A 21223-nucleotide genomic window follows, 5' to 3' on the forward strand; every position below is an offset into this window, starting at 1 on the left:
CGTGCCCGGTGCGACGTACCAACCCGCGCGGCCGGCCGAAGCCGAGTGCCCGCATCGGGCAGGTCACAGGCTGGACAGGACTTGCGGGCACAGATTTTTGATCATGGTGTTCGTCCAGCGCATCTGCCGCAGCGTCTGGGGGTGGCAGGCGGAGGCGAGCGAGAGGAGCCGTTGGTCCTTGGCCGCCTGTGCCGTCTGGGCCAGCATCTCCCAGTGCAGGGAGTTCTCCGCCGCGGCCAGGTGCAGCTCACGGAGGTCACGCAGCAACAGCAGCCCGGGTTCCGGCCGGCGCCCCACCGTCTCGGCGACCTTTTCCCGCAGCGTCGAGATGAAGCCGGAGTGAGATGTGGAGGGCGCTTCGTCCAGTTCCAGGTCGTAGTGGCCGGCGGTGTCGGCGATGCGCTCGACGTGCTCAGCGGACCAGCGCGCCAAGTCCGTTGCCACGTGGTGCACTTCGTGTTCCGTGCGGTGGCGTTCGGCCGCGGCGAGCAGCTCCTTCGCCAGGTGCTGCTCGCCGTGGTGCAGTGCGCGCAGCGTCAACGTGATGCCGTTCACCGGCGGTTCTCCTCTCGGGTGCTCCAACTGCCGCCGTCCGACTGCGTGACCTGGGCGGCGGCGCCGCCTCTCGTGGGCGGCACGCTCCCTGCGCCACGGGCCGGAGCGGAGGCGGTGGCGGTCGGCGCGGGGGCCGCCCTTCCGTCGCCACGTTCGACGAGGGTCAGCGCGGCGGCGGCCGTCTTGAACAGGGGCTGTTTGGAGGCCGGGTCCCAGTCGGTGATGGTCGCCTCGTTCGCGGCCCGCCCGGGCGTCTTCTCGTCGGGGCCGGAGCCCGCCGCGGTGTCCCAGTAGCCGTAGTGGAACGGCACGAACAACAGACCTCGGCGGATGTCGGTGATCCGCACCCGGGCCCGCAGGGAGCCGCGGGGGGACGATACCTCCGCCAAGTCACCCTCTGTCAGGCCGAGTTCACCGGCGTCGAAGGACGACACCTCGACCCACACCTCCGGCGCCGCGCCGTTCAACTGCGGGGCGCGGGCCGTCTTCGTGCGGGTGTGGAAGTGGTAGATCGTCCGGCCCGTGGTGAGGTGGAAGGGGTAGCGGTCGTCGGGCCGCTCATGCGGGGGAGTGTAGGAGGCGGCTTTGATCATCGCCTTGCCGTCCGGATTCAGGGAGCGGTACTCCACTGGCTCCTGTGCGGCGCCGGTCTCCAGGTCCTTGCCGTACGCCTCGCAGTAGTCCGGATCGGCCCAGTTGATGCCGTCGGTGTAGAGGCGTTCGGTTCCGTCGGGGGCCTGGTCGTTGCAGGGCCACTGGATGCCGCTCGGGCCGCGCAGCTTGTCGTAGGTCAGGCCGGTGTAGTCGCACGGCCGGCCCGCGCTGCACCGCTTCCACGCCTCGAACGCCGACTCGGGATCGTGCCAGTGGACCAGCGGGTCGTCGTCCTTGTCGCGGAAGTCCATGCGCCTCGCGTAGTCGAGGAAGATGTCGAGGTCCGGTTTGGCGTCGCCCGGTGGCTCGACGGCCTTCTCGGAGAGATGCACCGTGCGGTCGGCATTCGTGAACGTGCCGGTCTTCTCGCCCCAGGTCGCGGCGGGGAGCACCACATCGGCGAGCTGCGCGGTCTCGGTCAGGAACAGGTCCTGGGCCACGACGAACAGCCGCTCCTGGGCCAGGATCGACCGGATGCGGGCGAGTTCGGGTAGGGACACGGCCGGGTTGGTGCCGCTGATCCACAGCATGCGCAGGGAGCCCTGCTCGGCGTAGCGGAACATCTGCATGGCGTGGGTCGGCGGCGCGTAGTGCGGAATCTGCGCCGGCTCGACGTTCCACACCTTGGCCAGGTCGGCGACATGGTCGTCGTTCTGCCAGTTGCGGAAGCCCGGCAGGTCGCCGTTGGCTCCGCACTCACGCGTGTTCTGCGCGGTCGGCTGGCCGTTCATCTGGAGTACGCCCGCCCCGGGGCGGCCCAGCATGCCGCGGAGGAGGTGAAGGTTGTTGACCTGGACGGCGGAGGCGGTCGCCTGGTGGGACTGGTACACGCCCTGGAGCACGGTGGACAGGAGTCGTTCGGCGCCGCCCAGGAGTTCGGCCGCCTCCTCGATGCGGGCGGCCGGGACGTCGCAGATGGCGGCGGCCCAGGCCGGGGTGCACTCCTTGACCTGCGTCTTGAGTTCCTCGAAGCCGACGGTGTGGGCCTCGATGTAGTCGTGGTCGATCCGGTCGGTGCGGATGATCTCGTGGAGGAGCGCGTTGAGCAGCGCGAGGTTCGTGCCGCCGCGCGGCGCCAGGTGTACGGCGGCCCTGCGGGCGACGGCGGTGGGCCGCGGGTCCACACAGAGCAGCCGGGGCGGGTCGCCGCCTTCGAGGCGGTCGAGGATGCGCATCCACTGCACGGGCTGGGTCTCGGCGACGTTGTGGCCGAACAACGCGACCACATCGGCGTGGTCGATGTCGTCGTAGCTGCCGGGCTGGCCGTCGCAGCCGAAGGTCTCCTTGAGGGCCTCGGCCGCGGTGGAGGTGCACATGCGGGTGTTGCCGTCGAGGTGGTTCGTTCCGATGCCCGCCCGGGCCAGCACCGCCAGTGTGTAGTACTCCTCCAGGAACAGCTGGCCCGAGGTGTAGAACCCGATCGAGCCGGGCCCGTTCTCCCGGAGCAGGTCCTTGGAGCGGGAGACGACGCGGTCCATGGCCGTGGCCCAGTCGGTCTCGACCAGGTGTCCGTTCTCCCGCACCAGCGGCCGGGTGAGCCGGTCCGTGGAGGCGTTGGCCTGCCAGCCGAACAGATCCTTCGGCCCGAGCCGGCCGTGGTTCACGCGGTCGTCCGCCCGTCCGCGCACCCCGACCATGCGCCCGTCGCGCACGGCGATGTCCATCGCGTCCCCGTCGGAATGCAGGATCGAGGCCGCCCGCACCCACTGCTGCACGTCCGCTTCCGTCGTCCCGTCGGCGAGGTAGGTGTCGACGCGCACCGGCCAGGGTGCGCGCCGGGCGTAGGGCGTACGGGCACCCCACGGCTCCGCGATCCGGTCCACCGAAGCCTCCATACCGTGCCTCCCAGCATTGCCGCCACCAACCCCGTGCGAGTCGACGCCTTTCGCACCAGTACCCCACCTGGGCCCCAGGACGCGTTGCTTGACCGCGGTGGCGGCTCGCAGGGCGTCTACATGGAGCAAGAAGACACCTCAACGGAGGAGACGCCGCGCAGGTCCCCGGCGATCGCGGCCCCTGCCCACGATCGACCATGGGTGGGAAGCCGGCGACGGAAGGGTGGCGATCACCCCGACGCCCCATTCCGCCTCATCAGGGCACGCTGTCCCGTACGCAAACCGGAACAGCGGGCACGAGGGAGCCCCCTTACGGCCAATCCGGCGCTTGCTGCGGGACGCCGCCTGCTTTCGCAGGTCAGAGCACCCTTATCGCTTAAGGCCCCGAATCGAGCGCCGCAGCGCGGATCGAGGGCGCTGGTCCGGCGCAGGCGGGGGTTCATGCCTGCTGGGTCGGCCGGTAGGTCGCCCAGGTTTTGGGCGTTTCCGAAACCCGGACGGCGGTGAGTTCAGGCAGGCGTTCGCACCAGAGGTCGAAGATCCACACGGCGAGATTCTCAGCCGACGGAGAGACACCCCCCCCCATGGCCTCATTCAGGTGCCGGTGATCGAGGGTGTCATCCATCCACTTCTTGAACGCATCAAGCTCGCCATAGTCTCGGACAAAGCCCGCCTCCGTGAGGGCGTCACGGGGTGCGGAGAGTTCCAGAACCACGATGTAGTTGTGCCCGTGCATCCGGGCACACTGATGCCATGCGGGCAGCCGGTCGAGCACATGACTCGCAGAGAAGTGGAACTCCTTGGTGATGGTCAGCATGACCGCCCCAGTCTCACACAACCGCCCCGAACCGTTCCGCTCCGGCGCCTGGGGTTCACCGGTCCCCCCACTCGGCATGGAAGACGGCCCTGTTCAAGGGCACGTTCTGGAGGAACCCCTCCCGAAGGCGGTCATCCGCGATGCCTTCCGCCTTACGCGTGACCTCAGCAAGCGCTCGCGCCAGCAGTACCCGGGCTTCGGCGTGATTCCCCGCCGCGCGGAGTACCACGGCCGCTTGGTAAAGCATCTCCTCGGTGCGCAGGGCCGGCATGTCCCCGACCTCGTTCAGCAGGCTCAGAGCCTCCCGTGCAGAAACTTCAGCCTCTCCCAGATCTCCCTGTGCCAGCAGGACGCGGCTGCGCAGCGAGAGCGCGGCGACCTCGCTGCGGACCATGCCGCTGCGACGCGTCTCCACGATGGTGTCCACCACCAGTCGCGCCGCACGTTCCCGCGCATCGACTGATGGCGTGGGGGTCTCCAGCAGGGCTTGGGCGTACAAGTTCCGGACGATCGGGACCAGATTGACCAGCCAGGTCCGCTGGGTCTCGGCCCACGCTTCCTCCATCAGCCGGACGCCCTCCGCGCTGCGGGAGGGGTGAGGCACGAGCAGTTGCGCCAGTAGGGCTGTGTTGTAGGCGTGCCAACCGCTGTCCCCGCCCCTCTCGGCCTCGAAGTCCAGGGCCGTGCGAAGAACCTCCTCGGCCTCTGCTTCTTCGCCCAGCGCCACGTACACTTGCGCGAGGTAGTTGAGGGCTATCGGCAACTCGGCCTTGAGGGACTCACCGGCCAGGCGCTCCGTGCAGCGCCGCAGACGTTCCAGCGCCTCGCCAAGATGTCCGCTGTCGAAGAGCGAGATGCCGAGCTGCATCTCGCCCAGATTCCGGGCATGCTGAAGCACTGGATCGTCACGCTCCCCAAGCCGCGGGTCGGTGGCATACAGCCGCTCGGCCTCACGCAGCTGAGCAAGCCCGTCGGAGAGCCGCCTCTTGGAGACCTGGCGGCCGTACTCGACCCTGGCGACGAACAGAGGGACCGGATCCCCGTACGCCTCGGCGAGGTCGACCGCCTCCCTCAGCTTGGCCAGTGACGGCACAAGCCCTTCGGTCGCCAGCAAGGTCTTGCCACGCAGGAGTGCGGTGCGGATACGGAGTTCGGGAACCCCACACCGAGCGGCGGCGGCCTCCGCCTCGGCCGCCAGGGCGTCGATGTCCGGTCCACCCGCCGTTGTGCTGTTGCCCCGCCACCGCACCTCGGTGAGGGACAGCAGCAGCTCGGTGGCCTGGATCAGCATGCGGTCTCGCGCGGGATCACCGACCGGCAGGTTCTGAGTCGCTCGGATGGCTTCCTCGCAGTGCCGCTCCGCCTCGGCGAACGACAGACCCTCGGTCGCCGCCGACCTGGCCAGCGAGTAGTGGGCCTCAGCAGACGCGGCCAGGCAGCTCGGTCCACCGCGGCGCAGATGGTCGGCGATCTCCAGGAGCAGCGGGAGCGGCGGTGTACCGCCCGCAGGCTGTTCAGCCGTGAGAGCGCGGGCGACTGCGGCATGCCGTGTCCTGGCCTGCCCTGGGCTCTGCGTCTCGTAGACGACCCGCCACAGCGCGCCGTGCTGGAACCGGTAGCAGTCCGCGGCTTCAGCCGCGGCCCACGACGGCGGGACGGTCAGCTCGATGAGGCCGGTGTCGGCGATCCGGCGAAGCCGTTCCATCACGTCGCTGTCGCGGGCATCCAGGACATCCGCCACGACGCGTGAAAGGAAGACGGCGCCTTGGGTCGCAGCCACGGCGAGGAGTTCGCGGTCCTCGTCCGAGAGGTGCCTCATGCGTGCCTCCACAACCCGGGACAGGCTCGGTGGCAGGTCGATCTCGTCACCGGCGTCCTGGCGCCATTCGTCCAGACAGAGACGGACGAAGATGGCGTGCCCGTCCGTCAACCGGGCAAGGTTGTCGGAGAAGGTGAGCGGGGCCGTGGGATGGGTGCTCCGGACCAGTTCGTGGATGGCGTCCGTCGGCAGGCCACCGAGCCTCCGACGAGCCAGCACACCGTCGTCCGCCCAGCGCTGCAGCATCTCCTCGACCACGGCCGCGTGGCCGCCTGCACGCGCGGCGTCCGTCGTGTGACTGAGGACGAGGCCGAGCGGTGCGTCCGCGAGGTGGCGCAGAAGCCGGTCGATCACCAGCATGCTGCTCGGGTCCATGTGCTGGACATCGTCAATGGTCATCACGACCGGGGCGCCCGAGCGGGCGACATCGAGGACTGCCTCGGCGATCTGCAGCGCCACACTCTGTTGGAAGGGCTGCAGGCTGTCGAAGGGCATCGACCCGGTGGCCAGCGACGCCTGCGTCACCTCCTGGCCGATGGTGAAGGCCAGGCCGAGGCCCGGCACCATCGCCGACAGCAGCTCAGGCGCGGACTTCATCAGTCCACGACGTGTGAGACCAAGGAACTGACGCACCGGTCCCGGTTCCTTCACCGTCCGAGCCAGCGGAAGCAGGAGGTCCACAACAGGCCCGTACACGAGCCCGGGTCCGATGCCCGGATGGCAGCGGGCGCCCACCACCCGCAGAGCCCCGAGATCGGGGTCCCGCTCGGGCAACCGGGCGAACGCGTCGAGCAAGGAGGTCTTGCCCATCCCGGCAATACTGTCGAGGACGACAGCCCCGCCACGTCCTGAGAAGAGCCCTGCCGCCAAAGCGCGCAGTTCTGCCATGTGCTCCACACGGTCGACGAACTCGGTTCGCACGGCACCCTCCGTAGCCTCAGCCGATACTGAACTAGCCTGCCGAAGCGGCTCTTCGGACGCCCACGGTAGATCACTCACCCTCAGGACGGCCCGGATCGGCCCGAATCCAGCCACACCCCGCGCATTCATTGGGTCGAACGGCCGGAACGCGTCGGCCGGCGGGGCCCCGGGATGATCTACGTGGCCGCACCCCACGAGACTGGTGACATCTGCCTCCGTATCCACGCGGCAACGGCCCGGTCCTCTGGTCGACACCCGGGGTCGCCCGGCCCGGGAGGCACGGATCGGCTCCCCGCGCGGCCAGCGCGTCCGGCCGATGGCGCCATGTCCCTGTCCATTGAGGTGGGATCCTGTGCGCCGGAGGGCTTTTCGGCCTCCCGAATCAGTGACCGGGGTCTTGTGCTCTGCCATTCCGCTCGGTCGCCGCGTGCTGGACCCGCTGTCCGGATCCCCGCCCGGCCGATTGCACCCAGGTCCCCCGCCGACACCCCGATCGAGGCGCGCCTGGCACCCGGAAAGGCCGCGCGGTAAGCCCACGGTCTCATGGCACGCGCGTGTCTCCGCCGCATGGCGGAGGTCCGGCGGGCTGGTGGAGGGATGTGGCCCCAGGAGGTGCGTGACAGCGTCGAGTTGGCACTTCCGGACTTACACAGGAGCCCTCTCATGCGCACCCATGCACAGCCCCTGGCCCCCTCGCGGATCGCGCCCGCTTCGCCCGTCCCGCCCTGGGCACAACGGGTGGCGTCCGCCACGATGTGGGCATCGTTGCCGTCCGCCGTCTGGCGCTTCGCCGTGGTGCTGGGCGTTCCGCTCGGCCTGGCGAAGTCCGAGTACGACGAAATGCTCATACCGGGGTGGGGGTACCTCATCCTGCCGTTGCTGTGCGCGGGGCAGGAGGCGTTGGCCTTTCTGACGCTGGGACTGGTGCGGCCGTGGGGCGAGGTGTGGCCGCGGTGGATCCCCTTCCTGCGCGGCCGCCGCATCCCCGTGCCGGCCGCCGTCATCCCCGCGGCGCTGGGCTCACTCGCCTGCACGGTCTACGGTGTGCTCTTCGTCTGGACCACCTTGCACGCCGACATGAAGGCCACGCTCTGGGGAGAGTGGCTGATGAACATCTGCTACCTGCCGCTGGTGGCGTGGGGCCCGTTGCTGGCCGTCGTCACCGTGCACTATCACCGGCGCCGCACCGGCAGCGGCGGTCCTGCGGCGCTCGCGCAGGTCAGGGTCAGTGGGTGAACCCGGTGCGCGTCGCACCTGCCGGTGTTGCAGCGGGTGTCGGCGGCGCCCCCTGACCGTCAACCGCCGCCGGCCGGACGCAACCGAGCGAGCCACGCCGGAGGCCTGGCGCCCCGGTCCGGAGGGCCGCGAACGCGCGCTGCATCGGCTCGCCAACGGCGAACCCGACGCGTTGGAGTGGGTGTGCAGGTTCCCGCGCCGAAACCGGCCGGGCTGAGCGAACGGCAGGCCGCTGGTGCCGGGGCGCCCCGACGGGTCCGCCAGTCGGCTCAGGTGCATGACCCCTCCTTGGTGATGCTGATCAATTCGTGTGCAACGGATCGGATCCGGTACTGCTTGTTGGGCCGTGGGAGGCCGCGCGCGATGGCCAGGACGTCGGCCCCCGGGAGTTCTCCTGACGGTCAGAGCGGTTCGGCGGCGTAGGTGCCGTCGCCGAGCGGGAGGTCGGTCAGTTCGAAGTCGCGGGGTCGGCCGTCGATCTGGTGCGTGATGACGCTGCCGTGCGGCCGGGTGGTGGTGTAGTGGACGGGGGCGCCATCCGGGCCGGTGGTGCGCAGCAGGGTGTAGTCGCGGAGCCGGCGCGGCTGCTCCACCAGGGCGGCGCCGGCCGCCAGTTGGGCCGCACGGCGGGCGCGCAGGTGGGCCAGGGCGGCGGTGACCAGGGCAAAGGCGGCGCTGAGTGTGCTGAGCGAGCCGGGCAGGGCGGTGATCAGAGACATGGAGGCCTCCAGGGTGAGTCGGACGGTGCCGCGGTGGCGGGCCGGCCCCGACTGTCAAGGAGCGGGGGGTTAGCCCCGCAACCCCCTCTTCACCTGCGGGCTTCGTGACCAGGGGGACAGCTCAGCCGGCGCTCGGGCCGTCCGGGGCGGCGTCGGGGTCCAGCGCCCGCGGCACGCCTGTGAGGTCCCTCCAGCTCGGATGCGGCTCAACGGGGTCCAGTCCGCTCGGGACATCGCCATCGGCCCAGTTGAGGCGGGCGGGAGCGGCGCCCAGACGCGTGAAGGCGGCCCGGAAGACGGGCACGTTCTCAGCAGCCATCCTGTAGGCGATGGCCTTCCGCCACTAGGGGGTGTCTGGTGGATCAGGGTCGGTCAGGGTGCGGCGCCTGGTGCGGTGCATCGCAAGGCGCCGGAACGTCGTGATAGCGGAGCTATCGGGGCGTTTCGGCAACGCCGCGAGGTGCCGTGCCAGGCGCCGCACCCCCGGCCATGATCCACCAGACACCCCCTAGGGGTTGTCCGGGTCGTACACCACGGTGATGGGCGCCTGGGTGCCCTCCGGCCACCATCCCTCGCGGACCCCGCGCGGGACGGCACGGGACAGGGCGACGGTCGGGCCCTGGAGCCTGCCGACGATGCTGCGGAGGGCGTCGGCATCGGCGTGGCCGTCGCCGTCGACCACGACGGCTTCAGCGAACCGACGGGCACCGGCGGGCAGCGAACGGAGGTAACGATCGGCCCGGTCGACCGTCCACTCGGTGTCCGCGGTGACGGTCAGCTCGTGGCGGTGCTCGGCGAACAGAGCGAGCAGCTTCCGCTCGAACTCCTCCGAGGCGCCTTCCATGGTGATCCTCATGAGGCCTCCGACAGATACTTGCCCGGCTCTCCGGGTTCTACATGGCGGGTGCGCCCCGCTGGCTGCACATAGACGCCCTCGGCGCGTGTTTCGATGACGAGCACGGCGAGCGCGAGGTCCATGCCTGCGGTGACACCGGCCGAGGCCAACCCCTCATCGTCCCGGACGGATCGGACGGGGTCGGCCGTGACCTGCGGATACTGTTCGGCCGGCTGATCGCGGCCAGACCGGTGAGGGCTCGCGCACGCCGTGAGGGCGGACGGCCGGCGCCGGTTCTCAGGTCGCGGCCAGACCGGTGAGGGCGGCGCGCAGCGTCTCGCGGAGGCGGCCCATCTGCTCCGGGCCGTAGGTCCAGCTGTCGTACTCGTTCTGTACGAGCAGGCGGCCGCCGAAGCTGGCGACGCCGATCTTGGGCGGCATGCCCGGCGCGTTGGCCGTTCCACCGAAGCGGAGCAGTTCCATGTCGGCGGGGACGGGGTGGGCCGGGATCCGGCCGACGTTGGAGATGCCGTAGCTGACGGCCGGGACGGGCAGCGCGATCCCCTGTGCGCCCGCCCTCAGCGCCGCGAGCAGGAAGCGCTCCGGGTTGCGTGCGGCAAGGGCTCCGGCGACCTGGTCGGCCACCTCCCGGCCGACCGTCTCGGGCCGGTCGTCGTGGCTGACGGACAGCGTGGTCTGCAGCCCGGTGATGCAGTTGAGGACGGTGCTCAGGGGCAGCTCGGGTGTCAGCCGCGTACGCAGGTCCACTCCGTGGCCGCAGGTCAGTGTCAACGGGCCCTGCTCCGGCGCCAGTTGGGCGCGTACGGCGGTCAGCACCAGGCCCGTGACGAGGCTGTTGACGGTCACCCCGCGCGTCCGGGCGGCCGCCACCACCGCGTCGGTCGTCTGCGGGTCGAACTCCAGCCGGTCGACGACGAAGCGGCGGGCCGCGGCAGGGCGGTCGGGGCGGCCCACCCCCTCGGTGGACAGGACCGCGGGCTTGATCCCGTCGGCGCCCTGCGCAATGGCCTCCACCAGGGCGTCGAGTTCGGCTTCCGGGAAACTGCCGGCCAGCCGGGTGTCGATCGCCGGGGACAGTTCCTCGCGCCGCTCGGGAGCGAGATCCGCGCCGGCCGCCAGGGCGGTGTAGTACTGCCAGAACTCGTCGAGCAGGGCGAAGGCCGACCGGCCGTCGGCCACTCCGTGGTGTACGCCGAGCACCACCTGGCTGCGCTCGCCGTCGGTCAGCAGCCAGGCGTGCAGCAGGCTCTCGGTCCAGTCGGGCCGTGTGTTGATCAGCTCGGCGTAGGTGTCCTCCACGCCGTCGAGGACGACGAGCGGCGGCTCGACCCGGTCCCGGGTCCGCAGCGAAAGGCCCGCCTCGCCGGATGTCACTTCACAGCGAAGGATGGGATGGCGCTCGGTGAGCAGGTTGAGTGCCCGCCGCATCAGCTCGGGGTCCGGACGTCCGCGTACCAGGGACTCGACGAACGCGGGCATGTTGTACAGCGGCAGGGCCGCGGCTCCGAGGTCCAGGAAGTAGAGGCTCTCGAACGGGGATATGGGGCGCTGATGCGTCATGACGTGGGGTTCTCCGATGTCGATGGACCGGGGTGCGGCTCCCGCCGCCGGGGTGTCTGCGGGGCGGTGCCGAGGCCGTGCAGAGCGGCGTCGAACTGCTCGGGCCGGAGCGTGGGGACAGGCAGCGGGCGGGCGGTCGCGGGGCGGAGTCCGTCCAGCAACAGGGCAAGGTGGCGGCGCCAGTTGGCGGGCGCGGCCGAGGCGGCCCGGCCGAGGGCGGCCAGCAGGAACAGCAGGTCTTCGATGGTCAGGTCGGCCCGGACGGTCCGCTGTTCCCTGCCGCGGCGCAGCAGGATCTCCAGCGTCCGGTGGTTCTCCTCGCGCAGCACATCGAGTGTGGGGACACCCTGGATGGTGGTGGTCAACAGGTCGCCCGCGCCCCGGTCGACGGCGAGCAGCGCGAAGATGCGGTCGAGGTAGGCGGTGAGGCCGTGCCAGGCGTCGGGGTGGTCCCGGATCTCGCGGCCCATGTCCAGGATCGGGACAAGTGCGTCGTGGAAGACGGTCTCGATCAGGTCGGCGCGGTCCCTGAAGTGCCGGTAGAGAGTGGCGTTTCCGACGTCGGCCCTGCGCGCGATCTCGTCCAGCGAGGCGTCCACACCGCGCTCGGCGTAGATCTCCCGTGCGGCGGCGATCAGCATGTCGCGATTGCGCCGTGCGTCGCTGCGCCGTGGCGTTCGCCGGGCTTCGCTGTCGACCATGATCGGCACCCTAACATTAACCGTGGAGTGCTCCCCGCTTTCGCTGCTATGGTCACGTAGATCAACCAGGGGGTTGGCGCCGCTGCTTTTGGGCGGCCCGTTCGAAGCGAGGAACACAGGTGTCCACGACCGGTTTTGCAGATCTGTCAGCGCTCGGCCAGGAATTCGTCGACGACCCGTACCCGGTCTACGAGCGGATGCGGGCCCAGGGACCGGTGCACCGGGTGAGGACCGACGCCTCGGGGGAGTTCTGGCTCGTCCTCGGCCATGCCGAGGGCCGTGCCGCGCTGACCGACCCGCGCCTGTCCAACGACATCCGGCACTCGGCCGCCTGGGAGGACGACGGCGGCAACTCCATCGGGCTGAACATGGTGCAGACGGATCCCCCGCAGCACACCCGGCTGCGGGGACTGGTGGCCAAGAACTTCACGCCCGGACGCATCGAGGCGCTGCGCCCCACGGTGCAACGGATCGCGGACGAGCTCGTGGAAGCCATGCTGCCGCTGGGGCGGGTCGATCTGCTTGAGGCGTTCGCGCTGCCCCTGCCGCTCGCCGTCATATGCGAGCTGCTGGGTGTGCCCGAGAACGACCGCAAGACCTTCCACGACTGGTACTTGGAGAGCACCGACTTCACCCGGCCGGAGACCGCGGCGGCCGCTGCCCAGGCCATGACGGGCTACCTCGCCGAACTCGTCGCCGCCAAGCAGCGCGAGCCCGGTGACGACCTGCTGAGCGCGCTGGCGGGGAGCATGGGCGAGGAGGAGGACCGGCTCTCCTTCGAGGAAATGCTCGGTATGGCGTTCCTGCTCCTGGTCGCCGGCTACGAGACGGCGGCCAACCTGCTGTCCAGCGGCACGCTCGCCCTGCTGCGCCACCCGGACCAACTCGCCGCCCTGCGCGCCGACTGGTCGCTCCTGGAGAACGCCGTGGAGGAAATGCTCCGCTACGAGGGCCCGGTGGAGACCACGGCGTTCCGCTACGCCAAGGAGACCCTGGAGGTCGGCGGCACGACGATCGAGGCCGGGGATTCCGTGGCCGTCGTGCTGGCCGCCGCCTCGCGCGACCCCCAGCGGTTCGCCGGAGCCGACGGCTTCGACATCCGCCGGGACGCCCGGGGGCACATGGCCTTCGGCTACGGCATCCACCACTGCCTCGGCGCGCCGCTGGCCCGGATGCAGGGCGCGATCGCCTTCCGCACCCTGCTGGAGCGGTGCCCGGGGCTGGCCCTTGACGTCGAGCCCGAGGCACTGTCCTGGCGTCCCAGCCTGATGCTGCGCGGCTTGCACCAGCTGCCCGTCACCTTCGGCTGACGGACCTCGCGGCTCGGGGCCGGCCGTCCGGTGGTGCTCCGCCACCGGACGGCCGACCTCGGTCGTCCTCGCCGGGCCCCGCCGTCGCCGACGTCGCGGCCCGGCCCGCCTGCGCCAAGGCCGCAGCCCGCTCCGCCTGGGCCGACCCCGCGTCGCGACCCGGCCCCGTCAGCGGCGCTCCGGCACCATGGGCAGCCGCCCGGCGGTCAGGCTCATCTCGGCGCGGGGCGTGACCGTGGTGCCCGGCACCGGCCGCAGCCGCCAGCGGGAGGCGAGCGCGGCCAGCGCAAGCGTCGCCTCCGTCATCCCGAAGACGTCGCCTATGCACTTGCGGCTGCCCGCGCCGAACGGCAGGTATGACCCGCGTGTGACGTCCCGGGCCCGCTCGGGAAGCCAGCGGTCCGGGTCGAAGACGTCCGGGCGCGGGAAGAACTCCGGGATGCGGTGGATGACGTACGGACTGATCAGCAGGTCCGTCCCGGCGGGCAGCGGGTGGCCGGCCAGCTCGGTGGGCTCGGTGGTCATCCTGGTGTACATCCAGGCCGGCGGGTAGAGCCGCAGGGTCTCGGTGAAGATCCGCTGGGTGTGGACGAGCCGGGGAATGTCGGCGTACTGCGGGGTGCGGCCGCCGAGCACCTCGTCCACCTCGGCGTGCAGCTGTGCCTCGGCCTCGGGGTGCGTCGCCAGCAGGTGCCAGGCCCAGGTGAGGGCGCTCGCCGTGGTCTCGACACCGGCCAGCAGCAGCGTCATGACCTGATCGTGGATCTCCTGGTCCGTCATCGCACCGCCGTCCTCCTCGTCCCGCGCGGCCAGCAGGGCCGACAGCAGGTCACCGCGGTCCTCACCCGAGCTCCGGTAGTCCCCGACGATGCCGTCGATGAGGCCGTGCAGCCGGGCAAGGGCCGCGTCGAACTCCCGGTTGGCGGCGAGCGGCAGCCTGGCCACCAGACCGGTGGGATCCATCGCACGGCGGAAGGCGCCGCGGACCATGACGGGCAGGCTGCGCTGGATCTCGGCGACCGAATGCGGCGCCATCTCCGTCGAGAACAGCGCGCGGGCCGTCACCCGTGCGGTCAGCGCCTGCATCGCGTCCGCCACGTCCATGGGCCGGCCCGCCCGCCAGGCCTCTGCCTGCGCGCCGCACTCCTCCTGCATCACCACGGCGTACGTCGCGATGCGTGCGGTGTGGAAGGCCGGCTGGACCATGCGGCGCTGGCGGCGGTGGTCGGCCCAGTCGGACGTGATCAGCCCGTTGCCCAGGATGGGGCGTGCCTTGTCCTTCACCGGCCCCCCGGTGTCGTAGACCCGCGCGTTGCGCAGCACCTGCTGCACCAGCTCCGGATGGCAGGGCAGATGGGCCGGCTTGGTGCCGAGCCGCAGTTCGACCAGGTCACCCAGGGCGGGCAGCGAGCCCAGGAACTCCAGTGGGCGGCGCGCGAGTTGGAGGGCGTGGCCCACCAGCGGAAGTCCGCCTGGTGCCTTGGCGATCCGCCAACTGCGGGTGGCCGGTTCGGACTCGGTCTTCATGCCGGGTGTACTCCAAATGCGGTAGGAGTGACGGGAGGAAGCGGGCGGGGGGAGGCGGTGCGGGGGCGGGCCGGCGCGGCCGGCACCGGTCAGCGGCGGTGCAGCACCATGGGCAGCGGACCCGATTCGAGGGTGGCCTTCGGCTGCGGCCGCAACGTGGAGCCGGGCGCCGGGCTCAGCCGCCAGCGCGCGGCGACGGTCGCGACGATGAGCGCGGTCTCGGTCAGCGCGAGGACGTCACCGATGCACTTGTGGCTGCCCGCGCCGAAGGGCAACAGTGCCCCGCGCGGCACCTGGGCCGCGCGTTCGCCCTCCCAGCGGCCGGCGTCGAAGGTCTCCGGGTCGGGGAACAGCTCGGGGTTGTGGTGCAGGGCATAGGCGCTGTAGAGGATCATCGTCCCGGCCGGGACGGTCCGGCCGCCGAGTTCGACTTCCTGTGCGGCGACCCGCATCGCCATCCAGGACGGCGGATACAGCCGCAGTGTCTCGGTGATGACGTTGCGGATGTAGGGCAGCGCGGGCAGATCCTCGTGGACGGGGGTGCGCCCGCCGAGCGCCGCGTCGACCTCGGCGTGCACCCGCTTCTCCACGTCGGGCAGTGTGCCCATCAGATGAAAGACGAAGGCCAGGGTGGAGGCGGTGGTCTCACTGCCGGCGACCAGGAAGGTGATGACCTGGTCGAGGACCTGGTCGTCATCCAGCTTCTCCCCCGTCTCCGGGTGCTCCGCCCGCAGCAGGGTGGAGAGCAGATCGTCGTGGTCCTCGTCGGACTGCCGCCGTACGGCGATCATGCCGGCGACGATCTGCCGCAGCCGCGTGTTGGCGTGGTCGTAGGCGCGGTTCGCCGGTGTGGGCAGCTTCTCCATGATGCCCAGCGGGGCGACCGTGCGCTTGTAGATGCCGTGCGAGACGGTCCGCAGGCACTGCCGGGCCTCCTCGATGGTGGCCTCGTCGAGGCCGGTGGAGAACAGGGTGCGCGCGGCGACCCGCATGAGCAGGGCGTGCATGGCGTCGCCGATGTCCCGGGTCTCACCGTCCCGCCAGACGTCGGTGACGGTGCGGGTGTCCGCCGCGACCGCCGTCGTGTAGGCGGCGATCCTCGTCGTGTGGAAGGCGGGCTGGATCAGCCGCCGCTGGAAGCGGTGCTCATCGCCGCGGGACACCGACAGGCTGTTGCCGAGGAGCTGGCGCGCCTTGTCGAAGACGCCGCCCTTGTCGAACTGGCGGGGGTTGAGCAGCACGTGCCGGACCAGCTCCGGGTGGGCGGCGAGGTAGGCCCGGGTGGGTCCGAGCCGTACCTCGACCAGATCGCCGTGCGCGGGGAGCGAGGCGAGGAACTGCAGGGGCCGTCGCCACAGCGCGGGCACGTGTCCCAGCAGTGGCAGGGCGCCGGGCGCCGTACCGGTGCGCCAGGTCCGGTCCGCCAGGGATGACTGCGAGGGGGGCATGCTGTGATCCCTACTGGATGCGGGAGTTGACGTCGTTCACCGGGGCCTGGTAGCGCCGGTCGCGGGTGGTCCATACGAAGTTGCCCTGGATGAGGTCCAGCAGGACGTCCCGGGTGATGTCGTCGAACGCCCGGATACATGCCATGTCCTCGGCCATGTCGTCGAGGCGGTCCTGGAAGAAGCTCCGGAAGTCCGACTCGTCGCTCATGTCGCACAGCCGGAAGCAGTTGGTCGTCTGACCGAGGGCGTGCTCGCGGTCGTAGGAGTAGAAGTCGTTGACTATGGCCAGCCCGCGGGTGGCCATGCGGGCGGCGAGGCCCGTCTTGGAGTGCTCGGTCAGCTCGCGGTGGCGGTAGATCGGGTACGACATGCGCATCCAGAAGTCCACCCCGACGTCGGTGACGCGGTAGCGGAAGTACTGCTCGGGCGAGGTGCCGCAGAGCACCCTCTTCAGCTGGGTGTCGCGGAACATGTGGTCGCTGGTGACGAACGCCCGGGCGCCCTCGTAGGCGAACTCGGCGTCCTCCGGGGAGTAGTACCGCTCGCACACCTGCCGCACCTGCGGCAGGAAGAGGTCGAAGTCGTGCAGGGCGGCGTCCATGTCGTCCCACACGAAGGTCACGCAGTTGAGCACGCAGACAGCTTTGAAGGCCTCCATGTCCTTGAGGTGGCGGGCGCTCTGGGACCAGCGCACGACATCCATGTAGGAGATCCAGCGCTTGTCCGAGACGGTCTTGCCCAGCGGGGCGATCGCGCGGTTGCACGCGTCAATGACCTCGCGCAGTTCGGCGTCCGTCATCGCCACCTTCCGGGCCTCGTACCCGATGTGGTGGTCGAGGAGCGCGGCGAAGCGGTCGGTGCTGTCCTGCCAGTAGCGGGCGGCGCCCGCGGGAGGTGTGGCGGTGGGTACGGTCAGCTCGGCGGTCATGAGTTCCTTCTTGTGGCCGTGAGGGCGAGGTGTTCGAGGGCGGTCACCGCGTCGGCGGTGAAGGGAGCGGTCTCCAGGGCCTCGACGGCCCGCCGGTACCGGTCGTCGATCATGCGTTCCACGGCGGCTCGGGCCCCGGTGGCTGCGAACAGGGACCGGGCTTCCTCGGCGCCCGTCTCGTCCAGAGCAGGGTCACCGATCAGCGTGCGCAGCCGGGCGCGTTGGGGTGCGTCGGCCGCCCGCATGGCGAGTGCGGCCAGCGTCGTGTTCTTGCCGGCCCGTAGGTCGTCCAGGCGTGACTTGCCGGTGTCACGGACGTCGCCGTACACCCCGAGCAGGTCGTCCCGGAGCTGGAAGGCCTCGCCCAGGGGCAGCGCGAAAGCCGTGCACGCGGCCAGGGTCGCGGCGTCGGCGCCCGCGAGGGCGGCACCGATGTGCAGGGGGCGTTCGACGGTGTACTTGGCGGTCTTGTAGCGGTTGACGGTGAGGGTGGCGTCGACATCGTCGGTCAGCTCGCCGGTGGCCTGGAGGTCCAGATACTGGCCGAGCATCACCTCGGTACGCATCTCGGTGACGAGCGGCAGCACCGCAGCCGACTGCGCGGGGGTCAGGCCCGCCGTGTGCAGGAGCTGGTCCGACCATGTGAAGGCGAGGTCGCCGAGCAGCACCGCGGCGCCGAGCCCGAATCGCTCCGTACGGTCGCCGCCGTGTTTTCCGGCGAGTATCCGGTGGATGGTGGGGCGGCCGCGCCGGGTGTCGCTGTCGTCCATGATGTCGTCGTGGATGAGGGCGAACGCATGAAACATTTCGAGAGAGGCGGCCACACGCAGGACCGCCGCCGGAACGGGTTCACCCGAGACCGCCTGCCAGCCTATGACGGTCAATACCGGGCGAATTCTCTTGCCACCCACCATGAAATCTTCGAGCAGTTTCACGATTTGGGTCATCCGGGGATCACCGAAAGGTTCTCTCCGGCTTTCCAGGAACTCCATCAAGATACTGTCGACGGAGTTTCTGGTAAAACTCTGGTCACGGATTCCGGGAGATATCGCCTGGGTGCTCATATTCTGTGCTTCATCCCCACTCGTCGGAGGCGGTGGAACCGGCTGCGCGCCCACGGCCGCGTTCGCACGGGCATAGCACCCGAAGGTGCGGGACGCGTCGTACGTGCTGGACGGAAAAAGGCGGACGGACACATGAAAACGCCGTGCGGATACGCGGAGGGGTCATATGTGCGCGTACGGAACGGGCAGCTGTGCACATGTGCCGGGGCCCTGCGGAAAGCGGCCGCGCCGGGCGGTGCGGCGGACGGAAGGCCGGGCGGGCGTCAGGAGAGAAGATCGACGCGGAGCTCACTGAGCCCGCGGATGTTGACCTGTGGACGCCAGACGATGCCCTCGCCACGCAGTCTGATGTCGCGGTGGCGGCGCAGCAGTTCGGTGAAGACCAGCTTGGCCTCGGTCTTCGCCAACAGGGCGCCGATGCAGTAGTGAGGGCCGCCGCCGAAGGACAGGGGGCGCACGTCCGGGCGGCGCAGATCGAGGCGGTCCGGGTCCGGATAGCGCGACGGGTCACGGTTGGCCGCACCGAGCAGGATCATCACCTTGGAGCCGGCCGGGATCGTGCTGCCCGCGACCTCGATGTCGCTGGTCGTGATCCGTGCCACCAACTGGATGGGCGCGTCGTAGCGGAGCAGTTCGTCGATGCCGCCCTCGATGAGACCGGGGTCCTCGCGCAGGTCGCGGAGCTGGTCGGGGTGGCGCAGGAGGGCCAGCATGCCGTTGCCGATGAGGTTGACGGTGGTCTCGTGGCCGCCCAGGAAGAACATCATGACATTGGCGATGATCTCCTCGTCGGAGAGCTTCTCGCCGTCGAACTCCGCCACCAGCAGCCGGGAAAGAATGTCGTTCTGCGGATCCGCGCGCCGCTTCTCCAGGTGTTCGGCGATATAGGCGCCGAACTCCTCGGCCGCGTCGTTCATGGCCCGGCGGGTGGTCTCGTCGACGGCCGGGTCGATGACGTGGCCCAGCGCATCGGTCCACTTCCGGCACAGGTCACGGTCCTCCACGGGCAGGCCGCCGAGGCCGCAGAACACGGTCACCGGCACCAGCGCCGCGAGTGATCCGATCAGGTCGATGTCCCGGCCATCGCCCATGTCGTCCATGATCCGGTGGACGATCCCGGCGATCCGGGGCGCCATCTCGTGCATCGCCTTGGCGGTGAACAGCGGGTTGGCCAGCCCGCGCAGCCTGCGGTGCGCCGCGCCGTCCCGCATGAGCATCCAGTCGCGGGTGGCCCGCACGATCGGGCTGTCCTGCCCGCCCCGCTGCGCCGCCCATCCGGGGTCCTGCGGGTATTCACTGCTCAATCCGGGATTCTTTATGAGCGAAGCAACCGCATCATATCCGGACACCACCCAATGACCATAGGGCGTCCGGTGGACCGGTTCCACGTCCCGAACTTGTTTGTAGAGCGGGTACGGATCTGTTCGCAATCGCGGATCACGTGCATTGAACAAATGTGTATCGCCCGTTGGTTCCATGCCTGGCTCCCCCATGAAATTCGGCAGGCGGGACCACAGGCCGCATCGGCGGCCTCGGACCCGTTGGCCGAAGACTACCCATAGTGCGCCCGCACATGACAAGGCCTGTCAGCCTGGACAGGGTCCTCACCTCGCGCTTAGTGTCGAGTCGTTGGTTCAGACACCGATCAGACCTACGGGGGGAAGACACGGTGCGGCGCACTGTTTTCCAGGACGAGCACGAGACGTTCCGCGCGGCGGTACGGGACCTAATCGAGGCAGAGGTCGTACCCGTATATCCCGAGTGGGAGGCGGCCGGCCGCGTGCCGCGCGATTTTTACCTCAAACTGGGAAAATTGGGCATCTTCGGGTTCGGTATCCCGGAGGAGTTCGGCGGCAGTGGCGAGAGAGGTTTCAAGTTCAACGCCGTCATCACCGAGGAGTGCGCTCGGGCCGGTGTCACCTTCGGTGCCGCCAGCGCGCATCTTGCCCTGCCCGCCACCCTGGTGAAGTACACGACCAGGGAGCAGCAGGAGCGCTGGCTGCCGGGGTTCGTCACCGGTGAGCTGATGACGGCCATCGCGATCACGGAGCCGGAGGCCGGCTCGGACGTCGCCGGGCTGCGCACCACCGCCGAGCTGTCCGAGGACGGCACCCACTACGTCCTCAACGGGGCCAAGGCCTACGTCTCCGGAGGCGCCCAGGCCGATCTGGTGCTCGTCGCCTGCCGCACCTCGACGGGCGGGTCCGACCGGCGCAGTGGCATGTCCCTGCTCGCCGTGGACACCCGTGCCCCGGGTGTGAGGGTCGAGTCCGAGGCGGTCACGCTCGGCCTGCGGTCCAGCGACATAGTCGCCATGACGTTCAGCGATGTGCGGGTCCCGGCCGGCGATGTGGTGGGCCGTCCGGACGACGCCTTCGCCTGCCTCGCGGACATATTCCCGCAGGAACGCCTGGGGATCGCCGTCGGGGCGTACGCGCATGCTGCCGCCGCGGTCCACCTCACCAGCGAGTACGTCCGCGGGCGCATCGCTTTCGGCAAGCCCGTCGCCGCCTTCCAGAACACCAAGTTCGTACTCGCCGACTGCAAGGTCACGGTGAACGCGCTCCAAGCGGTCGTCGACCAGGCCCTGGACGCGTTCGACGCGGGGGAGTTGACCGCCGAGGAGGCCGCCGCCACCAAGCTGTACTGCACGGAGGCGGCGCCCGCGGTGCTGGACAAGTGTCTGCAACTGCACGGCGGCTTCGGCTTCACCCTGGACAGTCCGATCGCCCGGCTGTACGCCGACAACCGGGCGAGCCGGATCTTTGGTGGTACCAGCGAGATCATGCGTTCGATCGTCGCCAAGTCCATGGGGCTCTGAGCGGCGCAGGGCCTGGGCCGGCTCCGGCTCCGGCGCTCGTACGGGTGCGCGTGGCTGCCTCGCGGCCGCAGGGCCTACGCGGGCTCCGGCGCCCCGCACGCTGACCGCGTCCGCCCCGGTCGCTCGGCCGGGGCGTCTGCGACGACCGCCTCTCCTCGGCTCGGCGGCTGCGTGCGTGCTGCTCCTTCGGGGTCGGGGTCCTGGGGCCCATCGCGCCGCCGCCGAAATCCGTCCTCGGCTGCGGGCCGTGCGGGGTTGCTCGCGCAGTTCCCCGCGCCCCTCAAATCCGCCCTCGGCTGCGGACCGTGCGGGGTTCTCGCGCAGTTCCTCGCGCCCCTGAAACCCGCCCTCGCGTGCGGACCGTGCCCGGTTGCTCGCGCAGTTCCCCGCGCCCCTCAAAGCCGTTCCCGGCTGCGGACCGTGCCCCGTTGCTCGCGGCCCGGTTGCTCGCG

Annotated in this window: 18 protein-coding genes; 3 read left to right on the forward strand and 15 right to left on the reverse strand. The window is 70.2% G+C overall.

Features of this window, described 5'->3' with window-relative positions; genetic code table 11:
• Positions 1-63 precede the first annotated feature (63 nt).
• From ACGFW5_RS15825 to ACGFW5_RS15840, 4 genes are all read right to left on the reverse strand, one after another.
• The gene (locus tag ACGFW5_RS15825; RefSeq protein WP_393834793.1) at positions 64-555 is read right to left on the reverse strand and encodes a hypothetical protein; all 492 of its coding nucleotides are present in this window, start codon (positions 553-555) and stop codon (positions 64-66) included.
• Positions 552-3044 (reverse strand): molybdopterin oxidoreductase family protein, encoded by a 2493-nt coding sequence (locus tag ACGFW5_RS15830; RefSeq protein WP_393834794.1) that lies wholly within the window; start codon positions 3042-3044, stop codon positions 552-554. The genes ACGFW5_RS15825 and ACGFW5_RS15830 overlap by 4 nt, the downstream gene beginning before the upstream one ends.
• Before the next feature lie 439 nt (positions 3045-3483).
• Positions 3484-3861, reverse strand: coding sequence for a 6-pyruvoyl tetrahydropterin synthase family protein (locus tag ACGFW5_RS15835; RefSeq protein WP_393834795.1), 378 nt, complete (start codon positions 3859-3861; stop codon positions 3484-3486).
• A gap of 55 nt (positions 3862-3916) precedes the next feature.
• Positions 3917-6601: an AAA family ATPase gene (locus ACGFW5_RS15840; protein WP_393834796.1), complete on the reverse strand. Its 2685-nt coding sequence runs from the start codon at positions 6599-6601 to the stop codon at positions 3917-3919.
• A gap of 663 nt (positions 6602-7264) precedes the next feature.
• On the opposite strand from ACGFW5_RS15840, the gene ACGFW5_RS15845 reads away from it, so the two are divergent.
• Complete coding sequence (locus ACGFW5_RS15845) at positions 7265-7837, forward strand: hypothetical protein (protein ID WP_393834797.1); 573 nt, start codon at positions 7265-7267, stop codon at positions 7835-7837.
• Between the two features lie 401 nt (positions 7838-8238).
• Here ACGFW5_RS15845 and ACGFW5_RS15850 read toward each other — a convergent pair whose 3' ends face one another.
• The 6 genes from ACGFW5_RS15850 to ACGFW5_RS15875 all read right to left on the reverse strand — a co-directional run bounded on the left by ACGFW5_RS15850 (position 8239) and on the right by ACGFW5_RS15875 (position 11673).
• Positions 8239-8556 carry a hypothetical protein gene (locus tag ACGFW5_RS15850; protein WP_393834798.1) on the reverse strand — a complete coding sequence of 106 codons (318 nt, stop codon included), beginning with the start codon at positions 8554-8556 and terminating at the stop codon, positions 8239-8241.
• Positions 8557-8677: 121 nt separating this feature from the next.
• Positions 8678-8875: a hypothetical protein gene (locus ACGFW5_RS15855; protein ID WP_393834799.1), complete on the reverse strand. Its 198-nt coding sequence runs from the start codon at positions 8873-8875 to the stop codon at positions 8678-8680.
• Positions 8876-9064: 189 nt separating this feature from the next.
• A complete protein-coding gene (locus tag ACGFW5_RS15860) occupies positions 9065-9412 on the reverse strand; it encodes a hypothetical protein (protein ID WP_393834800.1) in 348 nt (115 codons plus the stop codon).
• Positions 9409-9534 carry a hypothetical protein gene (locus ACGFW5_RS15865; RefSeq protein ID WP_393834801.1) on the reverse strand — a complete coding sequence of 42 codons (126 nt, stop codon included), beginning with the start codon at positions 9532-9534 and terminating at the stop codon, positions 9409-9411. The genes ACGFW5_RS15860 and ACGFW5_RS15865 overlap by 4 nt, the downstream gene beginning before the upstream one ends.
• Before the next feature lie 154 nt (positions 9535-9688).
• Positions 9689-10972 (reverse strand): condensation domain-containing protein, encoded by a 1284-nt coding sequence (locus tag ACGFW5_RS15870; RefSeq protein WP_393834802.1) that lies wholly within the window; start codon positions 10970-10972, stop codon positions 9689-9691.
• Positions 10969-11673 (reverse strand): TetR/AcrR family transcriptional regulator, encoded by a 705-nt coding sequence (locus tag ACGFW5_RS15875; RefSeq protein WP_393834803.1) that lies wholly within the window; start codon positions 11671-11673, stop codon positions 10969-10971. Before ACGFW5_RS15875 ends, ACGFW5_RS15870 begins: the two co-directional genes overlap by 4 nt.
• A 119-nt stretch (positions 11674-11792) precedes the next feature.
• On the opposite strand from ACGFW5_RS15875, the gene ACGFW5_RS15880 reads away from it, so the two are divergent.
• On the forward strand, positions 11793-12983 hold the full coding sequence (locus ACGFW5_RS15880; RefSeq protein ID WP_393834804.1) for a cytochrome P450: 1191 nt from the start codon (positions 11793-11795) through the stop codon (positions 12981-12983).
• Positions 12984-13151: 168 nt separating this feature from the next.
• On the opposite strand, the gene ACGFW5_RS15885 is transcribed toward ACGFW5_RS15880, so the two are convergent.
• The 5 genes from ACGFW5_RS15885 to ACGFW5_RS15905 form a co-directional block, all read right to left on the reverse strand.
• Complete coding sequence (locus ACGFW5_RS15885) at positions 13152-14510, reverse strand: cytochrome P450 (protein ID WP_393834805.1); 1359 nt, start codon at positions 14508-14510, stop codon at positions 13152-13154.
• An 89-nt stretch (positions 14511-14599) separates the two neighbouring features.
• Positions 14600-15958, reverse strand: coding sequence for a cytochrome P450 (locus ACGFW5_RS15890; protein ID WP_393834806.1), 1359 nt, complete (start codon positions 15956-15958; stop codon positions 14600-14602).
• Between the two features lie 10 nt (positions 15959-15968).
• Positions 15969-16886, reverse strand: a complete 918-nt coding sequence (locus tag ACGFW5_RS15895) for a hypothetical protein (protein ID WP_393834807.1) — start codon at positions 16884-16886, stop codon at positions 15969-15971.
• Positions 16883-17833 (reverse strand): polyprenyl synthetase family protein, encoded by a 951-nt coding sequence (locus ACGFW5_RS15900; RefSeq protein WP_393834808.1) that lies wholly within the window; start codon positions 17831-17833, stop codon positions 16883-16885. The genes ACGFW5_RS15895 and ACGFW5_RS15900 overlap by 4 nt, the downstream gene beginning before the upstream one ends.
• A gap of 380 nt (positions 17834-18213) precedes the next feature.
• On the reverse strand, positions 18214-19254 hold the full coding sequence (locus ACGFW5_RS15905; protein WP_393834809.1) for a cytochrome P450: 1041 nt from the start codon (positions 19252-19254) through the stop codon (positions 18214-18216).
• Positions 19255-19619: 365 nt separating this feature from the next.
• On the opposite strand from ACGFW5_RS15905, the gene ACGFW5_RS15910 reads away from it, so the two are divergent.
• On the forward strand, positions 19620-20771 hold the full coding sequence (locus tag ACGFW5_RS15910) for an acyl-CoA dehydrogenase family protein (protein WP_393834810.1): 1152 nt from the start codon (positions 19620-19622) through the stop codon (positions 20769-20771).
• The last annotated feature ends 452 nt before the right edge of the window (positions 20772-21223 follow it).

It is taken from the genome of Streptomyces sp. NPDC048416 (assembly GCF_043200435.1).
In the GTDB taxonomy this organism is placed as follows: domain Bacteria; phylum Actinomycetota; class Actinomycetes; order Streptomycetales; family Streptomycetaceae; genus Streptomyces.

Coding starts and splice junctions, on each gene's coding strand:
- ACGFW5_RS15830 (WP_393834794.1), bottom strand. CDS start 3,044: ATGGAGGCTTCGGTGGACCGGATCGCGGAGCCGTGGGGTGCCCGTACG.
- ACGFW5_RS15835 (WP_393834795.1), bottom strand. CDS start 3,861: ATGCTGACCATCACCAAGGAGTTCCACTTCTCTGCGAGTCATGTGCTC.
- ACGFW5_RS15845 (WP_393834797.1), top strand. CDS start 7,265: ATGCGCACCCATGCACAGCCCCTGGCCCCCTCGCGGATCGCGCCCGCT.
- ACGFW5_RS15850 (WP_393834798.1), bottom strand. CDS start 8,556: ATGTCTCTGATCACCGCCCTGCCCGGCTCGCTCAGCACACTCAGCGCC.
- ACGFW5_RS15855 (WP_393834799.1), bottom strand. CDS start 8,875: ATGGCTGCTGAGAACGTGCCCGTCTTCCGGGCCGCCTTCACGCGTCTG.
- ACGFW5_RS15860 (WP_393834800.1), bottom strand. CDS start 9,412: ATGAGGATCACCATGGAAGGCGCCTCGGAGGAGTTCGAGCGGAAGCTG.
- ACGFW5_RS15865 (WP_393834801.1), bottom strand. CDS start 9,534: ATGGACCTCGCGCTCGCCGTGCTCGTCATCGAAACACGCGCCGAGGGC.
- ACGFW5_RS15870 (WP_393834802.1), bottom strand. CDS start 10,972: ATGACGCATCAGCGCCCCATATCCCCGTTCGAGAGCCTCTACTTCCTG.
- ACGFW5_RS15875 (WP_393834803.1), bottom strand. CDS start 11,673: ATGGTCGACAGCGAAGCCCGGCGAACGCCACGGCGCAGCGACGCACGG.
- ACGFW5_RS15885 (WP_393834805.1), bottom strand. CDS start 14,510: ATGAAGACCGAGTCCGAACCGGCCACCCGCAGTTGGCGGATCGCCAAG.
- ACGFW5_RS15890 (WP_393834806.1), bottom strand. CDS start 15,958: ATGCCCCCCTCGCAGTCATCCCTGGCGGACCGGACCTGGCGCACCGGT.
- ACGFW5_RS15895 (WP_393834807.1), bottom strand. CDS start 16,886: ATGACCGCCGAGCTGACCGTACCCACCGCCACACCTCCCGCGGGCGCC.
- ACGFW5_RS15900 (WP_393834808.1), bottom strand. CDS start 17,833: ATGACCCAAATCGTGAAACTGCTCGAAGATTTCATGGTGGGTGGCAAG.